We start from the raw sequence: 26,853 nt of genomic DNA on the forward strand, positions 1-26,853 counted from the left end.
CCGGCGCTCTTCGGCTTGGCTCGGAGCCTTGGCGGCATGGTCGCCGTCGGCGCGGTCCGGGAGGTTGGTTCGGGTGGCCCTGGTCACTTGCCCTTTCGGGCGCGTCCTTCCGGAAAATGCGGCTCTGGAACAAGCGCGGCTTTGGACCAAGGTGTCGATACGCACTCCGGCCGCCGGACCTCGGCGGCCGAATTGCGTCTGAGGCACGGCGTCCGGCCTTGATGCGCCTGCGAAGCGCCCGAGCCGCGCTCGAAGAGCGAATGACATGCGCCCCAGATGCGGACATGCGCGCCAGATGCGAATGAGTTTTGTGAGACCATCATGAGTGACCCGAGCTTCTTTTCCGCCTTCGCACCCGTCCGGGTTTCGGAGCTTGCGTCGTGGTGCGGCGGGGAGTTGCCCTCCGGCGGCGGCGACGTCGAGATCTCGGCCGTTGCGCCGCTCGAGGACGCAGGCCCGGGAATGCTCGTCTTCTTCGACAATCCAAAGTATCTCGGTACGCTGGAGACGACACGGGCGGCGGCCTGTCTCGTGGCGAAGAAGCACGCCGCCAAGATCCCCGAAACCGTTGTCGCCATCGTGGTGGCCCAGCCCTACAAGGCCTGGGGGCAGATCCTCGGGCGGCTCTATCCGGATGCCATGCGTCCCACGGCGCTCGAGGGAACGCAAGGAGTCTCCGAGGCCGCCCGGGTCGATCCGACTGCGCGGATCGAGGATGGAGCATCGGTCGAGGCGGGCGCGGTGATCGGCGCCGGGGTCGAGATCGGGCGCGGCACGCGCATCCAGGCGAATGCGGTGATCGGCGCCGGTGTGCGCATCGGGCGCGAGGCCACCGTCGGGGCCAATGCGGTCGTGCAGCATGCGCTGATTGGCGACCGCGTGATCCTGCATCCGGGCGTGTGCATCGGGCAGGACGGCTTCGGCTTCGCGATGGGGCCGGGCGGACATCTCAAGGTGCCGCAGATCGGGCGCGTGATCGTCCAGGACGACGTGGAGATCGGGGCCAATACGACGGTGGACCGGGGCGCGAACCGCGACACGGTGATCGGCGAGGGGACCAAGATCGACAATCAGGTGCAGATTGGCCACAACGTCGTCGTCGGCCGGCATTGCGTGCTGGTGTCGCAGGTCGGAATCTCCGGCAGCGCGACGCTTGAGGACTATGTGGCCATCGGCGGACAGAGTGGCGTGCGCGGGCACGTGACGATCGGCATGGGCGCGCAGATCGCCGCCGTCAGCGTCGTGGAAGGCGATGTGCCGGCCGGGGCACGCTACGGCGGCGTGCCGGCGCGTCCGGTCAAGGAGTGGTTCCGTGAGGTCAAGACCTTGCAGAAGCTCGCGGAACGGGGGTTGGGCGAGCGCAGTCGGGACTGATTGCGCCGTGTCTGGGGACGTGGGGACGTCGGAATGAACGAAACAGAAAAGACCGTGCTCGACAGTGCGGACATCATGCGGATCCTGGAGCTGCTTCCGCACCGCTATCCGTTCCTGATGGTGGACCGCATCGTGGAGATCGACGGCGATCGGCGCGGGGTCGGCATCAAGAACGTGACCGCCAACGAGCCGCATTTCATGGGACATTTCCCGGACCAGCCGGTGATGCCGGGCGTTCTCATGATCGAGGGCATGGCCCAGACGGCCGGCGCGATGTGCGTGCACTCGCGGGGCCAGTCGGGGACGCCGAAGCTCGTCTATTTCATGACGATCGACAGAGCGAAATTTCGCAAGCCCGTTCTGCCGGGCGATCAGGTGCGCTACGTGATGACGAAGATCCGCAACCGCTCGAACATCTGGAAGTTCGACGGTGTGGCCATGGTCGACGGCGCAAAGGTTGCCGAGGCGGAGATCAGCGCCATGCTGGTCGACGAGGGCTGAAGCACAAGAGGCAGAACGGCATGACGGCACGTATACACCCCTCCGCGGTCGTGGAGGACGGGGCGACGCTTGGCGCCGAGTGCGTCGTCGGCCCCTTCTGCCACGTCGGGCCGGAGGTGGTTCTGGGCGACGGCGTGGAGCTGAAATCGCATGTCGCCGTGGCCGGAACCACGACCATCGGAGCCCGCTCGGTGCTGTTTCCCTTCGCCTCCATCGGCCATCAGGCGCAGGACCTGAAGTATCGGGGCGAGCCGGCGACGCTGACGATTGGCGAGGATTGCGTGATCCGCGAGGGCGTGACCATCAATCCGGGGACCGAGGGCGGCGGCAGCGAGACCGTCATCGGCAATCGCTGCGCCTTTCTGGCGAATTCCCACGTCGGCCACGATTCCCGCCTCGGCAACGGGGTGATCCTGTCGAACAACGTGATGATCGCGGGCCATGTCACGGTCGGCGACAATGTCATCATGGGCGGCGGCGCGGCGGTGATCCAATTCACCCGCGTCGGCGACAATGCCTTTGTCGGCGGGCTTGCGGGGCTTGAGAACGATCTCATTCCCTTCGGCATGGTGATGGGCAATCGGGCCCGGCTCAACGGGCTCAATCTCGTCGGCCTGAAGCGGCACGGCTTCTCGCGCGAGGAAATCCACGCGCTGCGCAACGCCTACAAGGCGCTGTTCGAGGATGCGACGGGCACCCTGCGCCAGCGGGCCGAAACGGTGGCCGAACGCTACGCGGATGTCGCTCTGGTCCGCCGCGTCACGGATTTCATTCTGGCCGAGGCGGAGCGGCGGTTCTGCACGCCGCAGCAGGCCGGCTAGCGCCGTGGCGGAGCCGGTCGCCATCATCTGCGGGGGCGGACGCCTTGCGGTGGAGGTCGTCGCGGCGGCCAAGGCAACGGGGCGCCGCGTGGTTGTCGTGGCGATCCGCGACGAGGCCGATCCGGCGATTTCCGGGCACGAGCCCACATGGCTCGGCTGGGGCAATCTCGGCAAGCTCGCCGCGCTGCTGGAGCGCGAGAACTGTCGCGACGTCGTGATGATCGGCAGCGTGACGCAGCGCCCGGAACTCGGCGACATTGTCGGCGATCTCGGGACGATGCGGCGCTTGCCGAAGATCGTGCGCTCGCTGGTTGGCGGCGGCGACGACTCCCTTCTCAAGAAGATCATCACCCTGTTCGAGGACGAGGGCTACCGCATCGTCGGGGCGCATGAGGTGGCGCCGGGGCTCCTGGCGCAGCGCGGGCCCATTGTCGGCGCTGCGCCGGACGCGGGGCAGCAAGGCGATCTCGATATGGCCCTGCGCGCTGTGCGCGAACTCGGGCGGCTCGACATCGGTCAGGCCGCTGTGGCCGTCCAGCGACGGGTGATCGCCGTGGAAGGCGCGGAAGGCACCGACGCCATGCTCGCGCGCTGCCGCGAGGTGCGCGCCAGCGGTCGCGTGCGGGGCAAGGGCGGGGTGCTCGTCAAGAGCGCGAAGCCGGGGCAGGACCTTCGGGTCGACCTGCCGACCATCGGACCGGCGACGATCCGTGGTGCGGCGGAGGCGGGGCTTGCGGGCATCGGTATCGAGGCGGGGCGCGTGCTCGTCGCCGAACGCGGCGAGACCGAGCGGCTGGCGCGGGCGCATGGCATCGCGCTGTGGGGCGTGGACGTATCGCCGGAGGTGGCACGCGATGCCGGATGACCGCAACGGTGTGGAACGGGCGCGCAGCGTCTATATCGTCGTTGGAGAGGAATCCGGCGACCAGCTTGGCGCCCGGCTCATGCAGGCGCTGGTCGCGCGCGCGGGCGGACCGCTCACCTTTCGCGGCGTCGGCGGAACGCGCATGGCTGAACAGGGCCTGACATCGATCTTCCCCGTGGAGGATATCGCGGTGATGGGCCTTTCGGCGGTGCTGCAACGCCTGCCGCTGATCGTTCGGCGCGTCTATCAGACGGTGGACGATGTGATCGCCGCCGATCCGGACGTGCTGGTCATCATCGACAGCCCCGATTTCACCCATAACGTGGCCAAGCGGGTGCGCAAGCGCGCGCCGCACATCCCCATCGTCGACTATGTGTCGCCGTCGGTGTGGGCCTGGCGCCCGGGTCGTGCCCGCAAGATGGCCGCCTATGTGGACCATCTTCTGGCGATCCTGCCCTTCGAACCGGCCGCGCACGCGCGTCTTGGCGGGCCGCCGACCAGCTACGTCGGCCATCCGCTGATCGAGCGGGCCGGCGACCTGCGCCCGGCCGCCGGCGAGCGGCGCGACCTGGCGCAAGGCGAGGCGCCGTGCCTGCTGGTGCTGCCGGGCAGTCGCCGCAGCGAAACCACGCGCCTGATGGCCGACTTCGGCGGCGCGCTCGCCCTGCTGGCCGAGGAGCACCCGGGTCTCGAGGTGGTGCTGCCGGCCGTTCCCTGGTTGCGGGATCAGATCGCGGAGCTCGCCGGCCTCTGGCCGGTCCGGCCCGAGATCGTAGTGAGCGAGGCCGACAAGCAGGCGGCCTTTCGAAAGGCGCATGCGGCGCTTGCGGCGTCCGGAACGGTGACGCTGGAACTCGCGATCTCCGGCGTGCCCATGGCGGTCGCCTACAAGCTCGACTGGTTCTATCGCCGGATCAAGGAGATCAACCGGATCTGGCCCATCGTCACGGCGCAATCCATGGTGCTGCCCAACATCATCCTGGACGACAAGGTCGTTCCGGAGTTTCTCGACGACGAGGCAAATCCGCGCGCGCTCGCCGACACGGTGGCGCCGCTCCTGCGGGCCAGCGAGGCGCGGCAACGCCAGGTGAGTGCCTTTGAGCGGCTGGACGATCTGATGCGGCTCGACACCGGTCGGAGCCAGGCCGGCGAGGCGGCGCGTATCGTGCTCGAGACGGCACGCTGAGCGCACGACCGGATTTCACAGACCTCCCGCTGATACGCGATCAAGGCGACGCGGCCAAAATGAAAACGGCGCCGGATTGCTCCGGCGCCGTTTCGCGTTTGTACGTGGCGGTCTCGCTCAGCGGCGCTGTGCCAGCGGCACGTAATCGCGCTCGGCCGCGCCCGTGTAGAGCTGGCGCGGACGGCCGATCTTCTGCGACGGGTCTTCCACCATTTCCTTCCACTGGGCGATCCAGCCGACGGTGCGCGCCAGCGCGAACAACACGGTGAACATGTTGGTCGGGAAGCCGAGCGCGCGCAGCGTGATGCCGGAGTAGAAATCGATGTTCGGATAGAGCTTTTTCTCGACGAAATATTCGTCGCTCAACGCGATGCGCTCCAGCTCCATGGCGACCTCGAGCAGCGGGTCGTCCTTGAGGCCGAGCTCGCCGAGCACCTCATGCGTGGTCTTCTGCATGATGCGCGCACGCGGGTCGTAGTTCTTGTAGACCCGGTGACCGAAGCCCATCAGGCGGAAGGGATCGTTCTTGTCCTTGGCGCGGGCGATATACTCGGGAATCTTGTCGACGGTCCCGATCTCCGCCAGCATGTTGAGCGCTGCCTCGTTGGCGCCGCCGTGCGCCGGACCCCACAGGCAGGCGATGCCGGCCGCGATGCAGGCGAAGGGATTGGCGCCCGAGGACCCGGCGAGACGCACCGTCGAGGTCGAGGCGTTCTGCTCGTGATCCGCATGCAGGATGAAGATGCGGTCCATGGCGCGCGCCAGCACCGGATTGACCTTGTACTCCTCGCAAGGCACCGCGAAGCACATGTGCAGGAAGTTCGACGCATAGTCGAGGTCGTTGCGCGGATACACGAAGGGCTGGCCGACGTGATACTTGTAGGCCATCGCCGCGATGGTCGGCATCTTGGCGATCATGCGCAGGCTCGCGACCATGCGCTGATGCGGGTCGGAGATGTCCGTGCTGTCGTGATAGAAGGCCGAGAGCGCGCCGACGGTGCCGACCATGATCGCCATCGGGTGGGCGTCGCGACGGAAGCCGGTGAAGAAGCGCGACATCTGCTCGTGGATCATCGTGTGATAGGTCACACGATTGACGAAGTCGTCCTTCTGCGCCTTGGTCGGGAGTTCGCCGTAGAGCAGCAGGTAGCAGCTTTCCAGGAAGTCGCCGTGCTCGGCCAGTTGCTCGATCGGATACCCGCGATACAGCAGCGTGCCCTTGTCGCCGTCGATGTAGGTGATGCCGGATTCGCAGGAGGCGGTCGACGTGAAGCCCGGATCGTAGGTGAACGCGCCGGTCTGTCCGTAGAGCGATGCGATGTCGATCACATCCGGTCCGATCGAACCGGGACGGACAGTCAGGTCCCAGGACTCGTCGCCAATCGTAAGCTTGGCCGTCTTCTCAGTCATGCAGGCTACCCCCATGGTAAGACAGGCGCCCGGTCGGCGGTGTGGCGTCCCGAAAAAGGCGGGGGCTGACCGGCCGCGCGGGCGGGAGGAAAGGTCGCACGTTGGGTATCCCATTTGCCGGGCCCCCGCAAGCATGCGCCCCTAACGCTTTCGTCACACGATAGACGGCGGTTCGCCGGTGCCGCTGCGGCATATCGACCGGGCGCCGCCCGACCGGCTCACCCCTGTGCCTGATCGGCGATCCGCGCCAGCGATTCCGCCTGGCCGAGCACCTCCAGAACGTCGAAAATGCCGGGCGAGGTTCCGCGTCCGGTGAGCGCGGCGCGCAGCGGCTGCGCGACCTTGCCGAGCTTCAGGTCGGCCTCCTCGGCATGGGCGCGGACTGCCTGTTCCGTGGTCTCCGCGGTCCAGCTTTCGAGCGCAGCGAGCTTGTCATGCACGCCGGCAAGCGCTGCGCGCGCGCCCTCGGCCTCGAGCAGCTTGACCGCCTTTTCGTCCAGATCGAGCGGGCGCTCGACCCAGAGATAGCGCGCGCTTTCAACGAGTTCGACGAGTGTCTTCGCGCGCTCCTTGAGGCCGGGCAGGGCGGCCTTGAACATCGCCTTATGGCTGGGATCGGCGAGCCAGGCGGCGACGGCATCGCCGCCCTCGGCATGCGGCAGGAAGGCGGCGAGATCGCGCATCAGCGCCGCCTCGTCCTCGCTGCGCATGTAGTGGCCGTTGAGGTTCAGCAGTTTCTGAAGGTCGAAGCGCGCCGGCGACTTGCCGATGGCCTCGAGCCCGAACCACTCGATCAGCTGGTCGGTGGAGAAGACCTCCTCGTCGCCGTGGCTCCAGCCGAGGCGGGCGAGATAGTTGCGCATGGCCGCCGGCAGGTAGCCCATGGCGCGATAGGCTTCCGCGCCGAGCGCGCCGTGACGCTTCGACAGTTTCGCCCCGTCGGGCCCGTGAATGAGCGGGATATGCGCCATCACGGGCACCTCCCAGCCGAGCGCCCGATAGATCAGCGTCTGGCGGGCGGCGTTGGTCAGATGGTCGTCGCCACGCACGATGTGGGTGACGCCCATGTCGTGATCGTCGACGACCACGGCGAGCATGTAGGTCGGCGAGCCGTCCGAGCGCAGCAGCACGAGGTCGTCGAGATCCTTGTTGGGAAACACCACACGTCCCTGCACCTGGTCGTCGACCACGGTTTCCCCGTCGAGCGGTGCCTTGAGGCGCACCACCGGCTTCACGCCGGCCGGGGCCTCGGACGGATCGCGGTCGCGCCAGCGCCCGTCGTAGCGCGGCGGGCGGCCTTCCGCGCGCGCCGTTTCGCGCATTTCGGCCAGTTCTTCCTGGCTTGCATAACAGTAATAGGCCTTGCCGGCGGCGATCAGCTGATCGGCGGCTTCACGATGCCGGTCGGCGCGGGCGAACTGCGAGATCGGCTCGCCGTCCCAGTCGAGGCCGAGCCAGGACAGGCCGTCGAGGATCGCGTCGATGGCGGCCTGCGTGGAGCGCTCGCGGTCGGTGTCCTCGATGCGCAGCAGCATCTTGCCGCCGTGATGGCGGGCATACAGCCAGTTGAACAGCGCGGTGCGCGCGCCGCCGATGTGCAGGAAACCGGTGGGCGAAGGGGCGAAACGCGTGACGACGGGAGCGCTCATGAACGGGCCTCGAAGGTAGCTGGCGGAAGGGCCGGACAACGACAAGCGGTGTGCCGCGCGGCACGAATGCGCAACCGTTCGGCGCATGCGCGCCTTGCGCGCATGTCGGTTGCAATGCACCCTGTCTGTCCGGCGCGCGATCGGCGTTCATGTAGCACAGGCGCGCGCCCGGGCCAAAGCTGGAACGCGCTGCGCGCCGGCGCTTTCCGCGCCGGTTTTTCGCGGCAACACACCAGGGACGAGACGCGAGGGGCGATGGGAGCGGGCCGGTCTGTCGATCCGGAGGAGCGGGGCGGGCCAGACGGCGATGCCGGCGCGCAGGTCGACACGGCGCGCGATCCGCGCCCGCGCGGACCTCCGCGAGGGGTCGCGCATCCGCTTGCGGCCTTCTTTCGGCGCCGGGCGCGGGAGCGCGATGCGGCGGCGGATGCCGATGCGGACGAGGGGGCTGGTGGTCGATTTCGCCGAGCGGTCGAGGCGGAGCTTGCCTATGGGCGCGGGCTCGTCTGGGCTGTCGTCGCCTTCGTGTTCGGCATTGCGCTCTATTTCGCCCTGCCGGCGGAGCCGAGTCCGATTGCGCTGACGCTTCTGGCCGCTGTGCTGTGGGCAGCGGCCCTGCGCCGGCGACGGGCCGGTCTGGCAAGCGCTCTGGCCCTCGGGGCCGCGATGCTCGCGACCGGCGCGGCCTGTGCCAGCCTGCGCACGGCGCTGGTGAGTGCCCCGGTTCTGCAACACGCCCGCAGCGCAGAGGTGGCCGGCTTCGTCGAGGCGGTCGAGGGCCGCGACAGCGGCTATCGCCTGCGTCTCAGCGTCGTCGAGATCGACCGCCTGCCGGCGGCGCTCACCCCGGTGCGGGTGCGCCTCGCCGTGCGCGGCGATGATCCGGCGCCGCGCGTCGGGGAGGCGGTGCGTGTGCGCGCCCGGCTGATGCCGCCGCCGCGCGCGGTCATGCCCGGCGGCTACGATTTTTCCATGCGTGCCTTCTTCGACCGGCTGGGGGCGACGGGCTTCGCCTTCGGCGCGCCGGAGCCCGCCGAACTCGGGCCGCCGCCCGTGAGCCTGGCGATGCTGGCCGCAATCGCACAGCTGCGCGGCGCGATCGCGCAGCGGGTGTTCGACAGTCTTGGCTCCGGGGCGGCGGGCGGGCTTGCCGTGGCACTCATCGTGGGCGACCGCACGGCGATCCCGGACGAGGTGACCGAAGCGCTGCGCACCGCCGGCCTGGCGCATATTCTTGCGATTTCCGGTCTGCACATGGCACTGTTTTCCGGGGCGGTCTTTCTCGTTCTCAGGGCCGGTCTCGCGCTGTCGCCGCGTCTGGCGTTGGCGCATCGGATCGACCTCTGGGCGGCCGGTGGAGCGCTTGCCGCCGCGACCTTCTATCTCGCGATCTCCGGCGGGGCGATCGCCACGCAGCGCGCCTATGTGATGATCGCGCTCATGCTGGTCGCCCGGCTGCTGGGGCGGCGGGCGCTCTCCCTGCGCAATGTGGCGCTGGCGGCCCTGCTGATCCTCCTCGTCACGCCGGAGGCATTGCGCGAACCCGGATTCCAGATGTCGTTCGCGGCCGTGGTCGCGCTGATCGCGTCCTATGAGGAACTGCTGCGGCGCAAGGCGGCGCGGCCGCCGAAGGAGCGGGTCGAGCATGGGATTGCGGTGCGGGGCGTGCTCTTCTCGGGCAAGTGGCTCGGCGGCATTCTGCTGACCTCGCTGATCGCGGGCGCGGCGACCGGGATCATCGGCGCGCATCACTTCCACCGGATCGCGCCGCTCGGACCGCTGATCAATCTGATCGCGATGCCGGTGGTGAGCCTCGCGATCATGCCCATGGCCGTGCTGGCGCTGGCGTTGATGCCCTTCGGGCTCGAGACGGCGCCGCTCACCCTGATGGGCGCGGCCCTCGATCGGGTCGTCGCGGTGTCCCACTGGGCGCACGCGCAAACGCCAGGCGGCGGGGTGCTCGGCGCGCCCTCGCAACTCGCGACGCTTCTGGCCGTCGTGGCGGCGGGCGGGCTCCTGTGCCTCGCGCCGCGCGGATACCGACGGCTGTGCGTCGTGCCGCTTGGTTTGGCGGCGGCGGCTCAGGCGCTGCATGTGCGCCCCGACGTGCTGATTTCCGACAGCGGGCGCGTTGTCGCCGTGCGCGACGAAACCGGCGCGCTCACCGTGAGCGGCCGCCCGGGCAGCTTTCTGAGCGAGATGTGGCTGCGCGCCGACGGGGTCGACGGCGAGAGCCTGCGCGACCGCGGCATGTCGGCGCGCACGCGCCGCTGCGACGACACGGCCTGCGTGATCCTCGCCTACCCAAGCGACGGCGCGGGTCAAATTCCGGGGGGCGGCGACGGCGGGCGGGCCGGTGACACCGCAGACGGCGGCGCAGACGACGACACCCCGCCGCATGCCCGGCGCCCGCGCGAGACCGTGCGGCCGCTGGTGATCTCGCTGGTGCGCGAGGCCTCCGCCTTCGCGGAGGATTGCCGGCGGGCCGACATCATCGTCAGCGAACTGCGGGCACCCGCGAACTGCGCCGCGCGCGCGGTGTTCGACGCGACCCGGCTCGCGCGCACGGGCACCGTTGCCCTCTACCTCGGGCCACCCGAGCCGGCGGCTGAGACATTGCGCGCGGGCGGTTCCGACATCGGCGCGTCGCATCCTTCGTTTCCCTCGAATGAGGCGGACACATTGCCGGCTCGGCAGCCCGAGCGTCCGGGCGCCGAGATCGCTCCGCCCGGGGAGCGGATCGGTCTTTCCCCGGCGGTTCGCGACGAAGGAATCCTCATGACGGTCGCCGAGACACAGCCGGAGACGCCCAAGGGAGAGTTGGCCGATGGAGAGCCACTGGACGGAGAAGTTCCTGAGAGAGGAGGGGCCGCGCGAATACTGGTTGAGCGAAAGCCGGATGAGGGAGACGCGGCCTTAGAAAGGCGAAACGCCACCGAGGTGGCTGTCGGCGCAAACGCTGGCACAGCGCATGCCTCCCGCGCGCCGCCGGTCTCCGATCCGCCGCCCACGACGGAAGAGCGTGCACCGGCGCCCGGCGTCCCGACGATCCGCGTGCGCCCGAGCTACGCCGGCTGGCGCCCCTGGCGTTCTGTGCCGCGCACGGAGTTCAGGTAACCGGGCTAAGGTATCCGACCCCAAACACCCCAACCCAGGCACCCCAACCCAGCCACTCGAACTCAGCCACTCGACCGCAGGAACCCTGGCGCAGGCACCCGGGCTCAAGTCGCCGGCCCGTGCAGGGACGCCGCACATCAGCCCCGCTTCACCGGCCCGGGCAGACATGTTCTGACGTCCCTCGGTCGCCGGACCCGACCGAGGCGGCGTTCGGGTCGGGCCGCACCCTGTCGCAGTGACCCTCAGTAGCGGCGGAACAGGGACACCAGCTTGCCCTGGATGCGCACGCGACCGGGCCCGAAGATCCGCGTTTCATAGGCCGGATTGGCCGCTTCGAGCGCGATGGAGGCGCCCTTCTTGCGCAACCGCTTCAGCGTGGCTTCCTCGTCGTCGATCAGGGCGACGACGATTTCGCCGCTCTCGGCGCTGTCCGACTTGCGGATCACCACCGTGTCGCCGTCGAGAATGCCGGCGTCGATCATCGAATCGCCACGCACTTCGAGCGCGTAATGTTCTCCGCTGCTCAGGAGGTCCGCCGGCATGCTCACCGTGTGGCTGTGCGACTGGATCGCCTCGATCGGAACACCGGCCGCGATTCGCCCCATCACGGGGATGGACACGGTCTCTCCCTGCGGCTCGGGCGGCGGGGCCGACGGGGACGGCGCCTCCGCCTTGCCGCGCGAGCCCTCGATGACGGAGGGAGAGAACCCCTGACCGCGCGGCGCGGCAAGACCGGGCGCGACGGACTCGGGCAGCTTGACGATCTCCAGCGCGCGCGCCCGGTTCGGCAGGCGGCGGATGAAGCCGCGTTCCTCCAGCGCCGTGATCAGGCGGTGGATGCCCGACTTGGACTTCAGGTCCAGCGCGTCCTTCATCTCGTCGAAGGAGGGCGGAACGCCGGTTTCCTTCAGCCGCTCGTGGATGAAAAGGAGCAATTCGTGTTGCTTGCGCGTCAGCATCCGCCGGGGTCCCCACTCGCCATCTCGCCGAAAACGGCCCTCTCGACACAAACTGTCAAGGCGGCACCGCACACCGGCCGTCGTCCAGACGTCATCCGGCCCTTTGTGTCGCAGGCAGGCCGGGCCCGGGTCCAAGTGCCCCGGCTTGCGCTCCGGCCCGAAACGCCCTCGACTCGAGGCTACGGACAAATCATGAACATAGTCTAACCGTTCTTGCCTTGTTCCACAACCGTTTGTCGTGGCGGCAGGACGCGGCGGGCGCGCGGAAGGGAGAATTCAGTGTTCGGGCAGGCGCAGGACCGGCACCGGCGTCCCGGCGGTCAGGGCCGGGGCGTGGGGCGGGCGGACGACAAGCGCGTCGGCGCGGGCAAGGGTCGCGAGCATCGAGGAATCCTGCCGCGCGAAGGGCTCGACGCTCTCGCGTCCTTGTGCGTCGGTGCGGATCGCGGCGCGCAGATAGTCCTCGCGCCGGTCGTTTTCGCCGACGTCGACGGCGAGCGGCAGCTGTTCCGCGCGGCGCGGATCTTGCGCGCGGCCGAGCAGCGCGCCGATCAACGGGCGCAGGAACAGCAGCGAACAGACGAGGCTCGACACCGGGTTGCCGGGCAGGCCGAGCACCCGCATCTTGCCGATGTGACCGGCCATCAGCGGCTTGCCCGGCCGCATGGCGATCCGCCAGAAGGCGAGATCCATGCCTTCGTCGCCGAGCACGTCCTGCACCAGGTCGTGATCGCCGACCGAGGCGCCACCGAGGGTGACGAGAATGTCGGCGCCGAGCCGATCGGCGGCCCGGATCTTCCCGGCCAGCGCCTCCTTGCGGTCGGGGGCGATGCCGAGCTGATGCGCCTCGGCGCCGCAATCTTCCGCAAGGGCTGCGACGCCGGCGTGATTCGAGGCGATGATCTGGTCGGGACCGGGCTCGGTACCCGGTTCCACGAGTTCATCGCCCGTGGCGAGAATTGCGACGCGCGGCCGCCGGCGCACCGGAAGGTCCGCGTGGTTCATGGCGGCGGCAAGCGCCAGATCGCGGAAACCAAGCCGCGTGCCGGCGGTCAGCAACACCTCGCCGGCGGAAAAATCGAGCCCGGCCGGTCGGATGAAGCGGCCGGCGGCCGCCGGTTCCGTTGCGGTCAGCCGGTCGCCCTCGCGCGTCGCGTTTTCCTGAATGAGGATCGTGTCGGCGCCCTCCGGCACCGGCGCGCCGGTGAAGATGCGCACCGCCTGTCCGGGGCCGACCGTGCCGGAAAATCCATGCCCCGCCGGTGCCTCGCCGATCACGGTGAGCATTGCCGGCACCGTGGCGATATCGGCGGCGCGCACTGCGTAGCCGTCCATGGCGGAGGCCGGGAAGGGCGGTTGCGTGCGCGTGGCGGCGAGATCCTCCGCCAGAATGCGGCCGTTGGCGCGGTCGAGCGGCACGCGCTCGCTCTCCAGCGGCGCGACCCCGCCGAGCAGCCGCGCCAGTGCCTCGTCGACGGAGATCAGCGACATCAGCCGGCGGTCTCCGAGGGGCTGCCCGCGAGCGCCCCGGTCTCGGGATCGAGCGCCCAGTCGCCGGACTTGCCGCCGGACTTGGCGACGACGCGCACGGCCTCGATGACCATGCCCCGGTCGACGGCCTTCGCCATGTCGTAGATCGTCAGGCAGGCGACGGAGCAGGCGGTCAGTGCCTCCATCTCCACCCCGGTCTGGCCGGCGAGCTTGGCATAGGCGGTAACGCTCAGGCCCGGCAGTGCGTCGTCCGCGACGATATCGACGGTGACCTTGGACAGGGCCAGAGGGTGACACAGGGGAATGAGATCGTGGGTGCGCTTGGCCGCCATGATGCCGGCGATGCGCGCGGCCGCGATCACGTCGCCCTTCTTCGCATTGCCGGAGCGGATCATCTCCAGCGTTTCGGGCCGCATGCGCACGGATCCTTGCGCGGTCGCCTCCCGCGTCGTGACGTCCTTGGTCGAGACGTCGACCATGCTGGCCGCGCCGGTCTCGTCGATATGGGTGAGCTTGGGCGAGGTCATCGAACCGGCTCCGAAGGTCAGACGGGTTACTCGGCGGCGGCGCTGCCCGCGCCGCGCGCCAGCAGCGTCCGGGTGGCGCCGGCGACGTCGTCCTGGCGCATCAGGCTTTCGCCGATCAGGAAGGTGGTGATGCCGACCCGGCCCATGCGCTCCAGGTCGGCAGGCGTGAACAGACCGGACTCGCCGATGACCATCCGCCCCTCGGGAACGCCCGGCGCCAGCGTCTCGCTGGTTTCCAATCGCGTCTCGAAGGTCTTCAGATTGCGGTTGTTGATGCCGATCATCGGCGAGGAGAGGCGCAGGGCGCGCTCAAGCTCGTCCGCGTCGTGGACTTCCAGCAGCACATCCATGCCGAGATCGAGGGCGGTGCGTTCCAGCTCGGCCGCGCATGGATCGTCGACGGCTCCGAGAATCACCAGGATGCAATCCGCGCCCCAGGCGCGGGCCTCGAAGACCTGATAGGGATCGTAGAGGAAATCCTTGCGCAGCACCGGCAGGGCCGTCGCGGCCCGCGCCTGCGCCAGATACTCCGGCGCGCCCTGAAACGACGGCGTGTCGGTCAGCACGGAGAGGCAGGCCGCCCCGCCGGCCTCATAGGCGCGGGCGAGCGCCGGCGGGTCGAAGTCCGGGCGGATCAGGCCCTTGGAGGGGCTGGCCTTCTTGATCTCGGCGATCAGCCCGTAGGCACCGTCCGCGCGCTTCGCCTCAAGGGCCGCGTGAAACCCGCGCGGCGCGTCGGCGGCCGCCGCGCGGCGTTCGATCTCGGCCTGCGGAACGGCGGCCTTTGCGGCGGCGATCTCCTCGCGCTTGTAGGCCTCGATCTTCGCCAGAATGTCAGTCATCGGCGGCCTCGCGAACCCTGGCGTTGGAAACGGCGACCAGCCGGTCGAGCCGCGCGCGCGCCGCGCCCGTGTCGATCGAGCGGGCCGCCTGGGCGACGCCCTCGGCGAGATCGCCGGCGTGACCGGCGACGACGAGGGTGGCGCCGGCATTCATCAGCACCGTGTCGCGATAGGCGGACTTCGCGCCGTCGAGCACGGCGGCGAGCGCTTCGGCGTTTTCCTCGGCCTCGCCGCCCTTCAGATCCTCGGGCCGGGCCACCGGCAGACCCACGTCGCCGGGCGCGATCTGGAAGACGCGCACCGCGCCGTTTTCCAGCGCCGCGACCGTCGTCGGTCCCGTGGTGGTGATCTCGTCGAGCCCGTCGGACCCGTGGACGACCCAGGCCGCTTCGGAGCCGAGCGAGGCGAGCACCTCGGCGATGGGCTCCACCCAGCGTTCGGCGAAGACGCCGACCATCTGCCGCCGGACGCCGGCCGGGTTCGACAGGGGGCCCAGCAGGTTGAAGATCGTGCGCGTGCCAAGTTCGGCGCGCGCGGGGCCGACGTGCTTCATCGCCGAATGATGGTTGGGCGCGAACATGAAACCGAGACCCGCCTCGCGAATGCAGGTGCTGATGGCCGCCGGCGGGATGTCGATGTCGATGCCGAGCGCGGCGAGCACATCGGCCGCACCCGACTTTGACGACAGCGAGCGGTTGCCGTGCTTGGCCACCGGCACGCCGCAGCCGGCGACCACGAAGGCGGAGCAGGTGGAGATGTTGTAGCTGCCCGACGCATCGCCGCCCGTGCCGACCACGTCGACGGCATGGGCGGGCGCCTCGACGGGCAGCATCTTGGCGCGCATGGTCGCGACCGCGCCGGCGATCTCGTCGACCGTCTCGCCGCGCACGCGCAGCGCCATCAGGAAACCGCCGATCTGCGCCGGCGTCGCCGCGCCCGACATGATGATGTCGAAGGCCGTCCGGGCCTCGTCGCGCGACAGCGGCGTTCCGTCCGCCACCTTGCCGATCAGGCTCTTGAGGTTGCTCACGGGGCTCGTCCTTTCAAGGGCTCGGGGGACGCGGTCTCAAAGTCCGGTCTCGGATGGCGCGCCGGTTAGCGGCCGTTGAGACCGAGCACCCGGCTGATGTTCGCCTGATTGACGCTCACGCCGAGCGCCGTCTCGCGTTCGGCCACATATTGGCCGATGATCGAGTTCTCCAGCGCGCCGGACAACCGCTCGCCAAGCGCCGCGACCTCCGCGTCCTCGGCGAAGAAGGCCGGCGCGGTGGCGTCGGTCACGCGGTAGACGATGCGGGCCCCGTCGGCGCGCGCGGCACTCCCCGTGGTGCCGACCGGGCCGGAGAAGGCGCCTGCGACCGCCTCGGCCGGCAGGGTGTCGCTCTGCGTGGAGCGCAGAACGCCGGTCTGCGTCTCGACCGTGAGGCCGTTCTCCTCGGCGAGATCGGCGAGCGCGGTGCCGCTTTCGAGTGCCTGCAGTGTTTCCTCGGCCAGTTCGCTCAGCCGGGCGTCGCGCCGGTCCTGCGTCCAGGCGGCGATCACGTCCTCGCGGACCTCGTCCAGCGTGCGGTCGCGCGCCGGAATGACCTCGGCCACCTCGAACCACACGAAACCGCTGCGGCCGAGCTGGAGCGGATCCGCCTCGATGCCCACATCGCTTTCGAACACGTCGGAGATCAGGTCGTCGACCTCCGGCAGATCGACCGGGTCGCCATCCGTGCCGCGTCCGCCCATGTCGAAGGCCGGGGGCGTCTCGAGCGGCAGGTTGAAGCGTCCGGCGACCTCGGGAACCGTCGCGCCGGCGGCGCGTGCGTCCTCGATCTCGTCGAAGAGGTCCAGAACCTCGCGTTCGGCGAGGCGCTCCGCGATCTCCGTGCGCAGGTCGTCGGCGACTTCGTCGAGCGGCGTCTTGCGCGCCGGGCGCACCTCCTCGACCTTGATCAGAACCGGCGAGAACCGGCCCTCGACGATCTCCGAAACCGCGCCTTCCTCAAGCGCATAGACGGTGTCGCCGATGGCCGGGTCGATGAAATCCTCGCGCGTCAGGAAGCCGAGATCGACATCGGCCACCGTCAGGTCGCGGGCGGCCAGAATGTCCTCGAAGGACTGGCCTTCCGCGAGCGCCTGACGCACCGCCGCCTCATCCTCCTCCGACGTCAGCGTCATTTGCAGGGCCCGGCGGCTCTCCGGCTCGCCGAAGCGCTCGCCCGAGGCGTCGTACTCGCGCTGGATCTCTTCCGCGCTCACCTCGTCGGGGCGCGCGACGGTCTCCGGGGTCACCTTGAGCAGGGCGACGCGCCGGTATTCGGGCGCGCGGAAGCTCGCCTGGTTTTCCTCGAAATAGGCGGTGAGCGTGTCGGCGTCCGGCGCGGGGATCTCACCGGCGCGCGCGGCGTCGAGCACGACATAGTCCAGCGTGCGGGCTTCTTTGGCGTGCTGGTTGAAGGCCTCCAGCATCGGCTGCGGCGTGGCGACACCGCCGCCGATGGCCTCGGCGATCTGCAGGCGTTCCTGAAGCAGGCGCTGCTCGGCGATGAAGGCATCCTCGGTCAGGCCGTTGGCCTGGAGCACGCGGGCCAGCAGGGCGCGGTCGAACCCGCCGCCGGGCGCCTGGAAGATCGGCGAGGACTGGATCTGGCGCACGAGTTCCTCGTCCGACAGCCCGAGGTTCATGTCCTGCGCGGTTTCGTTCAGCGCGGCTTCGGCAACCAGACGGCCGAGCACCTGCTGCGGAAGTCCGAGTGCCGCGCCCTCCGAGGTCGACAGCGGACGGCCGATGGTGCGGCCCACGCGGTCGAGCTCGCGGCGGTAGGCGGTGTCGAAGGCTGCGATGGTGACCTTCTGCTCGCCAACGGTCGCCACCTGGTCGCCGCCGACGTTGAGCAGGTCTCCGGAAATGCCCCAGAGCGCGAAACTGAGCACGAGGAGGGCGATCAGGACTTTGGAAATCCAGGACTTTGCGCCGGCGCGCAGAGTATCGAGCATTGCGGGTTCCGTTGGTTCGCAGTCGGTCGAAAGCGGACACGCCCCGACCGCAGGGTGCGGGCCGGGCCATCCGGAGCGGGCGGATCATAGAGACGGCACGGGCCGTGAGCAAGGCGGGCAAGGGGTCTCGGATGGCGTGTCGACTTGATTGCCGGCGAATTTCTGCTAGCACCGGCGCGACATTGGTTTCGACACGCCGGATCGCTCGGCGCGGCGTCGGTCGAAACGCCCTGCACAGAGGACGTTTGACAGGATGGCACGGGACCCAAGGCCGCTGATCGCGGGCAACTGGAAGATGAACGGCCTGACGGCCGCGCTGGAGGAAGCCGCGGCGATTGCGGCCGGCGCGGACAAGCTCGCGGACGTCGCGGATCTGGCGCTGTGTCCGCCGGCCACGCTGCTGGCGCCGGCGGCGGCGCGGCTTTCGGGAAGCCCCGTGCGCCTCGGCGGGCAGGATTGCCATGCGGCGGCGAGCGGCGCGCACACCGGCGACGTGTCTGCGGAAATGCTGGCCGATGCCGGCGCAACGCTCGTCATCGTCGGCCATTCGGAGCGCCGCGCGGACCACGGCGAGAGCGACGAAACAGTGCGTGCCAAGGCCGAGGCCGCGTGGCGGGCGGGGCTTGTCGCCATCGTCTGCGTCGGCGAGACGGAAGCCGAGCGCAAGGCCGGCGAGGCGCTGGCCGTCGTCGGCCGTCAGTTGGCCGGATCCGTGCCGGAGGGCGCCACGGCCGAGACGCTGGTCGTCGCCTATGAGCCCGTGTGGGCGATCGGGACGGGGCTGACGCCGACGGTGGACGATGTCGCGGAAGTGCATGCCGCCATGCGCGCCGCGCTGACCGAGCGCTTCGGGCGCGGGGGCGCGCGCATCCGTCTTCTGTATGGCGGGTCGGTCAAGCCGGCGAATGCGGCGGAGCTTCTCGGCGTGGACAATGTCGACGGGGCGCTGGTGGGCGGTGCGAGCCTCAAGGCCGACGACTTCCTCGCCATCGCAGCCGCCGCGCGCTGAGCCGGACCCGCCCCGGCGTGCGATCCGGGGTGGAAACCCGGCCGCCGTTGGTGTAGAAGGCGCGCAATCTCAAGGTTCCGAACTCCAGGGTCTCGATGGAAACCGTACTCATCGTCATTCACCTGATGGTCGTGCTCGCGCTCGTCCTCGTCGTTCTGCTCCAGCGTTCCGAGGGCGGTGCGCTCGGCATCGGCGGCGGCGGCGGCGGGATCTCGACGCGGGGCAGCGCCAACATCCTGACCCGCGCGACCGCGGCCCTTGCCGTCATCTTCTTCGCGACGTCGCTGTCGCTGGCGATCGTCGCCAAGACCGGCGAGCGTCCGGCGTCGATTCTCGATGCCGTGCCGGGCACGCCGACGGCGCCCGCCGGCGGCGAGACCTCCGGCGAGGGCAACGGCATTCTCGACCAGCTCCGGCCCGAACCGGCCCCGAGTGGACCGCAGGTGCCCTCCGCCCAGTAGCGGCGGTCAGGCAGCGGCGGCCGGGAAACGCTCTTCCAGCCATGCCCCGCGATCCCTTCGCGGGGCATTTTCTTGTGTGTTAACCTAACCCGGGCGTTCGAATTGACGCCCGTGGCGATATGGTATCGATCCATGGCGCGATACATCTTCATCACCGGCGGCGTGGTGTCCTCCCTCGGCAAGGGGCTTGCCTCGGCGGCGCTCGGCGCTCTCCTGCAGGCCCGAGGCTACCGGGTCCGGCTCCGCAAGCTCGACCCCTACCTCAACGTCGATCCGGGCACGATGAGCCCGTATCAGCACGGCGAGTGCTTCGTCACCGACGACGGCGCGGAGACCGATCTCGATCTCGGGCATTACGAACGCTTCACCGGCCGTCCGGCCAACCGGATGGACAACATCACCACCGGCCGGATCTACCAGGACATCATCGCCAAGGAACGCCGCGGCGACTATCTCGGCGGCACGGTCCAGGTGATTCCCCATGTCACCGACGCCATCAAGGCCTTCGTGCTCGACGGCAACGAGGACTATGACTTCGTGCTGTGCGAGATCGGCGGCACGGTGGGCGACATCGAGGCGCTGCCGTTCTTCGAGGCGATCCGCCAGCTCGGCAACGAGTTGCCGCGCGGCCAGGCGATCTACATCCATCTTACGCTGATGCCGTTCATCGCCTCGGCGGGCGAGCTCAAGACCAAGCCGACCCAGCACTCGGTGAAGGAACTGCGCTCCATCGGCATCCAGCCCGACATCCTGATGGTGCGCTGCGACCGCAAGATCCCGGACGGCGAGCGGCGCAAGCTGTCGCTGTTCTGCAACGTGCGGGAAGAGGCGGTGATTCCCGCTTATGACGTTGCCTCCATCTATGACGTGCCGATCGCCTACCACGAGGAAGGGCTCGACGATCAGGTTCTCGCCGCGTTCGGCCTGACAGGGGCGCCCCCGCTGGACCTGACGCGCTGGAGCGACATCTCGGAGCGGGTCGCGACGCCGGAGGGCGAGGTGACCATCGCCATCATCGGCAAGTACACGGTCCTGAAGGATGCCTACAAGTCGCTGATCGAGGCGCTGGTGCATGGCGGGCTGGCGAACCATGTGCGCGTCAACATCGAGTGGATCGAATCGGAGATCTTCGAGAAGGAAGATCCCTCGCCCTGGCTCGAGAGCGTGCATGGCATCCTGGTGCCGGGCGGCTTCGGCGAGCGCGGCGCGGAGGGCAAGATCGCGGCCGCACGTTTCGCGCGCACGCACAAGGTGCCGTATTTCGGCATCTGCTTCGGCATGCAGATGGCGGTGATCGAGGCGGCCCGCAATCTGGCGGGCATCGCGGACGCGAATTCGACCGAATTCGGCGAAACGCCTGAGCCGGTGGTCGGTCTGATGACGGAATGGGCGCGCGGCAACGCGCTGGAGGTGCGGCGCGCCGACGGCGAACTGGGCGGCACCATGCGCCTCGGCGCCTATCCGGCCCGGCTCGCGCCCGGCTCGCGCATCGCCGAGATCTACGGCAGCGAGGAGATCGCCGAGCGCCACCGCCACCGCTACGAGGTGAACATCGCCTATCGGGACCGTCTCGAGGCGGCCGGTCTGCGCTTCGCCGGAACCTCGCCCGACGGGCAATTGCCGGAAACCGTCGAGATCTCCGACCACCCCTGGTACATCGGGGTGCAATATCATCCGGAGCTCAAGTCGCGTCCCTTCGAGCCGCATCCGCTGTTCGCCTCCTTCATCGCGGCGGCGGTCGAACAGAGCCGGCTGGTCTAGGCTCGAGCCGCAGGGCCGCGCCGGCCTCGGGCCGCCGGCAAAGGCGGCGTGAAGGAAAACGTGGCAGGGACAGGCGGGCAGGGGGATCGGATGCACGCACGCGGACTGGATCATGTGGTTTGGGCGGTGCGCGATCTCGACGCGGCGGCGGCCCATCTGGAGCGCTTGGGCTTCACCGTCACGCCCCGGGCCCGGCATCCCTGGGGAACCGAGAACCGGCTGGTTCAGCTCAACGGCTTCTTCATCGAGGTGCTGACGGTGGGGGCCGACGCGGATATCCCCGCGCCTTCGGACACGGTCTTTTCCTTCGGCGCGCACAATCGCGACTTTCTCGCGCGCGGAGAAGGCGCGTCGATGCTTGTGACGGAAAGCCGGGATCCGGCTGCGGACCGCGCGGCCTTCGCGCGGGCGGGGCTCGCGGTCTTCGAGCCCTTTTCCTTCGAGCGCGAGCAGCGCCGCGCGGACGGGTCGGTGCGCAAGGTCGGCTTCGATCTGACCTTCACCCGCGACCCCGACGACCCCGCGCTCGGCTTCTTCACCTGCTTCAACCGCTACCCGGAAAATTTCTGGTCGCCGGAGTATCAGGCCCACGCCAACGGCGTCCGCGATCTCGCCGCCGTGGTGATCGTCTGCGAGGATCCGGCGGATCATCACATCTTCTACTCCGCCTTCACGGGCGTGCGCGAGATGCGCGCGACGAGCCTCGGCATCACCATCTCGACGCCGCGCGGCGATGTGCGGCTGATGCCGCGCGCGATCTACCGGTCTCTCTTCGGCGAGGAGCCACAGCCACTCGGCGACGGCAAGGCCCGGGTCCAGGCGCTGGTGTTCGGCGCGGGCGCGCGCGACGCGGTCGCGTCTGCTTGCGCGCGAAGCGGGATCGAAAGCCTGTCGACGCGCGAGGGGCTGGTCGTGCCGGCGCGCGGCGGACATGGATTGTCGCTTGTTTTTCCCTGACATCGCTGTGTAACGTTTCGTTGCCACCGTCCGAAGGGCATTTGCCGCGACATCCGGCGCGTCACGACACGTCGGCGGGTTCGTGAAACGACTGTCGGGTGAAAACCCCGGCGAAAGACTGAAATCTGGAAGGATCGTTCGATGGTGCACCGTTTCCCGGTCGCGGGGATCTCCGGGCTGGCCGTGCTGGCCACGCTGGCACTAGCCGGCTGCAACCCCTCCGAGGAAACGACGCAGTCCGCCGCGCCGCCGCCGTCCGTGACGGTCGCCGCCGCGGTGCGCCAGGAAGTGCGCCAGTCGGCCGAGTTCGTCGGGCAGATCGAGGCGGTGGACGACGTCAATCTGATCGCCCGCGTCTCGGGGTTCCTGGAGAGCAAGGCGATCGAGGACGGCGCCCGGGCGAAGGAGGGGCAGCTGCTCTTCCGCATCGAGCGCGCACCCTATGAGGCCACGCTCGCCTCCGCCAAGGCCGATGCCGCGAAGGCGGCGGCGGAGGCCGCGCTGAAGGCGGCCGATCTGGAGCGCGACCGCGACCTGTTCGAGAAGGGCCACGTTTCCAAGGCCAAATACGAGGCGACGCTGGCCGCGAAGGAGCAGGCCGATGCGGTCGTGTCCGCGGCCGAGGCGGCGATTACCCAGGCCGAGCTCAATCTCAGCTACACCGAGATCCACGCGCCCTTCGCCGGCCAGCTTGGAAAAACGAATTTCAGCGTCGGCGACGTGGTCGGCCCCGAGGCGGGCCCGATCGCGCGGCTGGTGCGCATGGCGCCGGTCTACGTCAGTTTCTCGATCAGCGAGCGCGACTACCTGGATACGGTGCGCGGCGGCAACAACGAACCGCTGGCCGAGGTGCGGGCTTCCGATCAGAAGCCGGACATCCATCTCCTGCTGCCCAACGGCCAGCGCTACGACGAGGACGGCGAGATCGTCTTCATCGACAACAACGTCAATCCGCAGACCGGGACGATCGCCGTGCGCGGCCGCTTCGCCAATGAGGACGGCCGGCTGGTGGCGGGCACCTTCGTCACCGTGCTGATCGAGGCCGGCGAGAGCGCCAGCGAGGTGGTGATTCCGCAGGCGGCGATCCAGCGCGACCAGCGCGGCCCCTTCGTTCTGGCGATCGGCAACGAGGAGATGGTCGAGCAGCGCTATGTCGAGCTCGGCGAGATCGTCGACGCCGGCTACGTCGTGCGCGACGGCCTGCAGGAGGGCGAAAGGGTCATCACCGAGGGACTTCAGAAGGTCAGGCCGGGCGTTCCCGTGAACGCGGTGCTCGCCGGCGGATCGGCGGAGTAGGCCGATGTTCTCCCGGATCTTCATCTACCGGCCGAAGTTCGCGCTGGTGATTTCGCTCGTCATCACCATCGCCGGCATTCTCGGCTACGCCGCGCTGCCCGTCGAACAGTTTCCCAACATCACGCCGCCGGTCGTCAACGTCTCGGCGACCTACACGGGCGCCAACGCGCAGGTGCTGGAAGAGACCGTCGCCGCCCCGATCGAGGCGCAGGTCAACGGCGTCGACAACATGATCTACATGTCGTCGAACAGCACCGACAACGGCAGCTACTCGCTCAATGTGACCTTCGACGTCGGCACGGACCCGGACATCGCCACGGTCAACGTGCAGAACCGCGTCAGCCAGGCCACCAGCCAGCTGCCCGAGGAGGTGACCAAGAACGGCGTCACCGTGCAGAAGGCCAGCACCAACATGCTGCTGGTGGTGACGCTCTTCTCGCCGGACAACACCTTCGACGAACTGTTCCTGTCGAACTACGCCTCGATCAACATCAAGGACGCGCTCGCCCGCGTGCCCGGTGTCGGCAAGGCCGAGGTGCTGACCGATTTCGCCTATGGCATGCGCATCTGGCTCGATCCGGATCGCATGGCGAGCCTCGGCATGACGCCGACCGACTTCATCACGGCGATCCGCGACCAGAACGTCCAGGTCGCGGCCGGCCAGATCGGCGCTCCGCCGGTGCCCGACGGCCAGCAGTTCCAGTACACGGTGAAGGCGCAGGGGCGCCTGACGCAGCCCGACGAGTTCGAGCGCATCATCCTGCGCACCGGCGACAACGGCGCGCTGGTGCGCGTCGGCGACGTCGCGCGCGTCGAGCTCGGCTCGCAGATCTATGCCGCGAACGGGCGCTTCAACGGGCAGCCGGCCACCGTTCTCGCCGTCTATCAGGCGCCGGGCGCCAATGCGCTCGCCGTCTCTGAAGGCGTGCTTTCCCGGCTGGAGGAACTGAGCCGGGCCTTTCCGGAAGGGATCGCCTATGACGTTCCCTTCAACACGACGGAGTTCGTGGAACAGTCGCTGCAGGACGTCATCTCGACCCTGATCCTCACCTTCACGCTCGTGGTGGCGGTGGTCTTCGTGTTCCTCGGCAACTGGCGCGCGACGGTGATTCCGACCATCGCGATCCCGGTGTCGCTGATCGGCACCTTCGCGGTGCTGCTGCTCGCGGGCATGTCGCTCAACACGATCTCGCTGTTCGCGCTGGTGCTGGCCATCGGCATCGTGGTCGATGACGCCATCGTCGTGGTGGAAAACGTCGAGCGCATCATGGTGGAGGAGGGGCTGCCGCCCAAGGAGGCGACGGCCAAGGCCATGGGCCAGATCACCACGCCGGTGATCGCGACGACGCTGGTGCTGCTGGCCGTCTTCGTGCCGACCATGTTCATGCCCGGGATCACGGGGCAGCTCTATTCGCAGTTCGCCACGACGATTTCGGTTGCCGTGGTGATCTCGTCGATCAACGCCCTGACGCTCTCGCCGGCGCTCTGCGGTCTCGTTCTGAAGCCCCGCAACGGACCGTCGAAAGGGATCTTCGCCGTCTTCGACAAGATGATCGACAAGGTGCGCAATGGCTATGTCGGGATCGTGTCGCGGCTCCTGCCGCGCTCGTTCCTCGGGCTTGCCGCGGTTGCGGGCGCCATCGCCCTGATCGTCCTGCTCGGCGGTCGGCTGCCGCAAGGCTTCCTGCCGCTGGAGGATCAGGGCTATCTGATGGTCGACATCCAGTTGCCGGACGGCGCCGCCCTGCCACGCACCAGCGCGATCACCGACGCCATGGAACGTCCGCTGGAGGAGATCGACGGCATTCGCCACGTGATCACGGTGAACGGCTTCTCGATCCTCAACTCGGGACTGGCGCCGAACACCGCGATGGTCATCGTCAAGCTCGATCCCTGGGACGACCGCCAGGCACCGGACCTCGGCGTGAATGCGATCCTGCGCAAGATGTGGGCGGAATTCGCGACCATTCCCGGCGCCAACATCATCGCCTTCAACGCGCCGCCGATTCCCGGCCTCGGCACGACGGGCGGCGTGGAAATGAAGGTCCAGCAAACGGGCGGCGGAACGCCGCAGGATCTCGCCGCCGGCGTCGGCTCCCTCGTCTATTCCGCCAATCAGGCGCCCTCCATCGCCCAGGCCTATTCGACGTTCCGCGCGAATGTGCCCCAGCTCTTCGTCGATCTCGACCGGAGCAAGGCCAAGCTGCTCGGCGTCAACGTCAGCGACGTGTTTCTCACGCTCCAGGCCTATCTCGGGTCCTATTACATCAACGACTTCAACCTCTTCAGCCGCGTCTACAAGGTCATGATCCAGGCCGAGGGGGCGTTCCGCGACCGGCCCGAGGACATTGCGCGGCTTTATGTGCGCTCCACCACCGGGGAGATGGTGCCGCTGCGCACGCTGATACAGGTGGAGAACACCCTCGGGCCCCAGATCCTCAATCGCTACAACATGTTCCGCGCGGCTTCGGTGAACGCCGAGCCCAAGGTCGGCGCGTCCACGGGCGCGGTGATGCAGGATCTGGAGCGCGCGGCGCAGGAAGCGCTGCCGTCCGGCTACACGTACGAGTGGACGGGGACGGCGCTGCAGCAGCAGGGGGCCGGTGCGATCGTCATCTTCATCCTGTTGCTGGCGATCCTGTTCGCCTACCTCTTCCTCGTCGCCCAGTATGAAAGCTGGTCGATGCCGGTGGCGATCCTGATGTCGGTCACGGTTGCCCTGCTCGGGGCCTTCGTCGCGGTGCTGGTCACCGGGCGCGACGTCAATCTCTACACGCAGATCGGCATGATCATGCTGGTCGGTCTCGGGGCGAAGAACGCGATCCTGATCGTGGAATTCGCCATGGAGGAACGCGCGCGCGGGCGCTCGATCATCGCGGCCGGACGCGAAGCGGCGCATCTGCGCTTCCGGGCGGTGATGATGACGGCGCTGTCGTTCCTGCTTGGCGTCGTGCCGCTGCTGACCGCAAGCGGGGCGGGCGCCGCGAGCCAGCAGGCCATCGGCTTCGCGGTCTTCGGCGGGATGGCCTTCGCGACCGTCTTCGGCGTGACGTTGATCCCGGTGCTCTACGTCTTCATGCAGATCCTGCGCGAGCGGATCAAGGGAGAGTACAAGGGCGCGGACGTCGAACGGGAGCCGACGCCCGACAACACGCACGCCGCGGACGCGGCGCCGGCGGCCTCCTGATCGCGAGCGCGGTGCGGTCCCTCCGCGCCGCGCATCGCTGCCGATCGGGCAGGCCCCCGTTTCTCGGGCCCCCGACCGGCAGGCCCCCGACCGGCAGAACCCTGAGCAACGATGCGTTGTCGCCGGGGCTGTGGTGAATGGCACACGGGATCGGCGCCCCCGGCTCCGGGCGGCGTCACCGGATAAGCTGCTGCAGGGAAACCGCGCGCCGTGCCCGGCCGGATCGCATGCCCGCCCGATGCTCACAGCGGCGGGACCGCCCGATCGGCGTTGCCGCACCGAGCGTCATCTGGACAGTGCGCCTGAACACTGCGTCTGGACGCAGACATCTATTTTGGGGAGATTTGGGAAGATGGTGAGCCGACAGGGGCTCGAACCCTGGACCTACTGATTAAAAGTCAGTTGCTCTACCAACTGAGCTATCGGCTCACTCACGACGTCTGTCTAACGTCTCC

General features: G+C 68.8%; 20 protein-coding genes and 1 tRNA gene. 12 read left to right on the plus strand and 9 right to left on the minus strand.

What is annotated here, in order from left to right; genetic code table 11:
• Window positions 1-321 precede the first annotated feature (321 nt).
• The 5 genes from lpxD to lpxB are packed head-to-tail and all read left to right on the plus strand — an operon-like array spanning window position 322 to window position 4,747.
• Window positions 322-1,374, plus strand: coding sequence for a UDP-3-O-(3-hydroxymyristoyl)glucosamine N-acyltransferase (gene lpxD / locus ABL312_RS06240; protein WP_349360515.1), 1,053 nt, complete (start codon window positions 322-324; stop codon window positions 1,372-1,374).
• A gap of 33 nt (window positions 1,375-1,407) precedes the next feature.
• On the plus strand, window positions 1,408-1,875 hold the full coding sequence (gene fabZ / locus ABL312_RS06245) for a 3-hydroxyacyl-ACP dehydratase FabZ (protein ID WP_349360516.1): 468 nt from the start codon (window positions 1,408-1,410) through the stop codon (window positions 1,873-1,875).
• Window positions 1,876-1,895: 20 nt separating this feature from the next.
• A complete protein-coding gene (lpxA, locus tag ABL312_RS06250) occupies window positions 1,896-2,696 on the plus strand; it encodes an acyl-ACP--UDP-N-acetylglucosamine O-acyltransferase (protein ID WP_349360517.1) in 801 nt (266 codons plus the stop codon).
• A gap of 4 nt (window positions 2,697-2,700) precedes the next feature.
• A complete protein-coding gene (locus tag ABL312_RS06255) occupies window positions 2,701-3,561 on the plus strand; it encodes a UDP-2,3-diacylglucosamine diphosphatase LpxI domain-containing protein (RefSeq protein WP_349360518.1) in 861 nt (286 codons plus the stop codon).
• Window positions 3,551-4,747, plus strand: coding sequence for a lipid-A-disaccharide synthase (gene lpxB / locus ABL312_RS06260; RefSeq protein ID WP_349360519.1), 1,197 nt, complete (start codon window positions 3,551-3,553; stop codon window positions 4,745-4,747). Before ABL312_RS06255 ends, lpxB begins: the two co-directional genes overlap by 11 nt.
• 117 nt (window positions 4,748-4,864) lie before the next feature.
• Here the strand turns inward: lpxB and gltA are convergent, their stop codons facing one another.
• Together gltA and gltX are read right to left on the minus strand one after the other, a co-directional pair.
• The gene (gene gltA / locus ABL312_RS06265) at window positions 4,865-6,157 is read right to left on the minus strand and encodes a citrate synthase (RefSeq protein ID WP_349360520.1); all 1,293 of its coding nucleotides are present in this window, start codon (window positions 6,155-6,157) and stop codon (window positions 4,865-4,867) included.
• 218 nt (window positions 6,158-6,375) lie between these two features.
• A complete protein-coding gene (gene gltX / locus ABL312_RS06270) occupies window positions 6,376-7,806 on the minus strand; it encodes a glutamate--tRNA ligase (protein ID WP_349360521.1) in 1,431 nt (476 codons plus the stop codon).
• Window positions 7,807-8,061: 255 nt separating this feature from the next.
• On the opposite strand from gltX, the gene ABL312_RS06275 reads away from it, so the two are divergent.
• Entirely contained in the window at window positions 8,062-10,923 is a 2,862-nt protein-coding gene (locus ABL312_RS06275; protein WP_349360522.1) for a ComEC/Rec2 family competence protein, read from the plus strand.
• Window positions 10,924-11,165: 242 nt separating this feature from the next.
• On the opposite strand, the gene lexA is transcribed toward ABL312_RS06275, so the two are convergent.
• The 6 genes from lexA to ABL312_RS06305 form a co-directional block, all read right to left on the minus strand.
• On the minus strand, window positions 11,166-11,882 hold the full coding sequence (gene lexA, locus ABL312_RS06280; protein WP_349360523.1) for a transcriptional repressor LexA: 717 nt from the start codon (window positions 11,880-11,882) through the stop codon (window positions 11,166-11,168).
• Between the two features lie 276 nt (window positions 11,883-12,158).
• The gene (gene glp / locus ABL312_RS06285; protein WP_349360524.1) at window positions 12,159-13,373 is read right to left on the minus strand and encodes a gephyrin-like molybdotransferase Glp; all 1,215 of its coding nucleotides are present in this window, start codon (window positions 13,371-13,373) and stop codon (window positions 12,159-12,161) included.
• The gene (gene moaC / locus ABL312_RS06290) at window positions 13,373-13,900 is read right to left on the minus strand and encodes a cyclic pyranopterin monophosphate synthase MoaC (protein WP_349360525.1); all 528 of its coding nucleotides are present in this window, start codon (window positions 13,898-13,900) and stop codon (window positions 13,373-13,375) included. The genes glp and moaC overlap by 1 nt, the downstream gene beginning before the upstream one ends.
• Before the next feature lie 26 nt (window positions 13,901-13,926).
• The gene (trpC, locus tag ABL312_RS06295) at window positions 13,927-14,742 is read right to left on the minus strand and encodes an indole-3-glycerol phosphate synthase TrpC (RefSeq protein WP_349360527.1); all 816 of its coding nucleotides are present in this window, start codon (window positions 14,740-14,742) and stop codon (window positions 13,927-13,929) included.
• The gene (gene trpD, locus ABL312_RS06300; protein WP_349360528.1) at window positions 14,735-15,772 is read right to left on the minus strand and encodes an anthranilate phosphoribosyltransferase; all 1,038 of its coding nucleotides are present in this window, start codon (window positions 15,770-15,772) and stop codon (window positions 14,735-14,737) included. The genes trpC and trpD overlap by 8 nt, the downstream gene beginning before the upstream one ends.
• A gap of 65 nt (window positions 15,773-15,837) precedes the next feature.
• The gene (locus ABL312_RS06305) at window positions 15,838-17,727 is read right to left on the minus strand and encodes a SurA N-terminal domain-containing protein (protein WP_349360530.1); all 1,890 of its coding nucleotides are present in this window, start codon (window positions 17,725-17,727) and stop codon (window positions 15,838-15,840) included.
• Window positions 17,728-17,980: 253 nt separating this feature from the next.
• Here ABL312_RS06305 and tpiA point away from each other — a divergent pair, with 253 nt between their 5' ends.
• From tpiA to ABL312_RS06335, 6 genes are all read left to right on the plus strand, one after another.
• Window positions 17,981-18,736 carry a triose-phosphate isomerase gene (gene tpiA, locus ABL312_RS06310; RefSeq protein WP_349360531.1) on the plus strand — a complete coding sequence of 252 codons (756 nt, stop codon included), beginning with the start codon at window positions 17,981-17,983 and terminating at the stop codon, window positions 18,734-18,736.
• Between the two features lie 95 nt (window positions 18,737-18,831).
• The gene (gene secG / locus ABL312_RS06315; protein ID WP_374730181.1) at window positions 18,832-19,197 is read left to right on the plus strand and encodes a preprotein translocase subunit SecG; all 366 of its coding nucleotides are present in this window, start codon (window positions 18,832-18,834) and stop codon (window positions 19,195-19,197) included.
• Window positions 19,198-19,329: 132 nt separating this feature from the next.
• Window positions 19,330-20,958, plus strand: coding sequence for a CTP synthase (locus tag ABL312_RS06320; protein ID WP_349360532.1), 1,629 nt, complete (start codon window positions 19,330-19,332; stop codon window positions 20,956-20,958).
• A gap of 90 nt (window positions 20,959-21,048) precedes the next feature.
• Window positions 21,049-21,915, plus strand: coding sequence for a VOC family protein (locus ABL312_RS06325; protein WP_349360533.1), 867 nt, complete (start codon window positions 21,049-21,051; stop codon window positions 21,913-21,915).
• Window positions 21,916-22,056: 141 nt separating this feature from the next.
• Window positions 22,057-23,211, plus strand: a complete 1,155-nt coding sequence (locus ABL312_RS06330; protein WP_349360534.1) for an efflux RND transporter periplasmic adaptor subunit — start codon at window positions 22,057-22,059, stop codon at window positions 23,209-23,211.
• A 4-nt stretch (window positions 23,212-23,215) separates the two neighbouring features.
• Window positions 23,216-26,398 (plus strand): multidrug efflux RND transporter permease subunit, encoded by a 3,183-nt coding sequence (locus tag ABL312_RS06335; protein WP_349360535.1) that lies wholly within the window; start codon window positions 23,216-23,218, stop codon window positions 26,396-26,398.
• A 353-nt stretch (window positions 26,399-26,751) separates the two neighbouring features.
• Here the strand turns inward: ABL312_RS06335 and ABL312_RS06340 are convergent.
• Window positions 26,752-26,827: transfer RNA gene (locus ABL312_RS06340), tRNA-Lys, on the minus strand.
• Window positions 26,828-26,853 lie beyond the last annotated feature (26 nt).

This window comes from Stappia sp., from assembly GCF_040110915.1.
Lineage (GTDB): Bacteria > Pseudomonadota > Alphaproteobacteria > Rhizobiales > Stappiaceae > Stappia.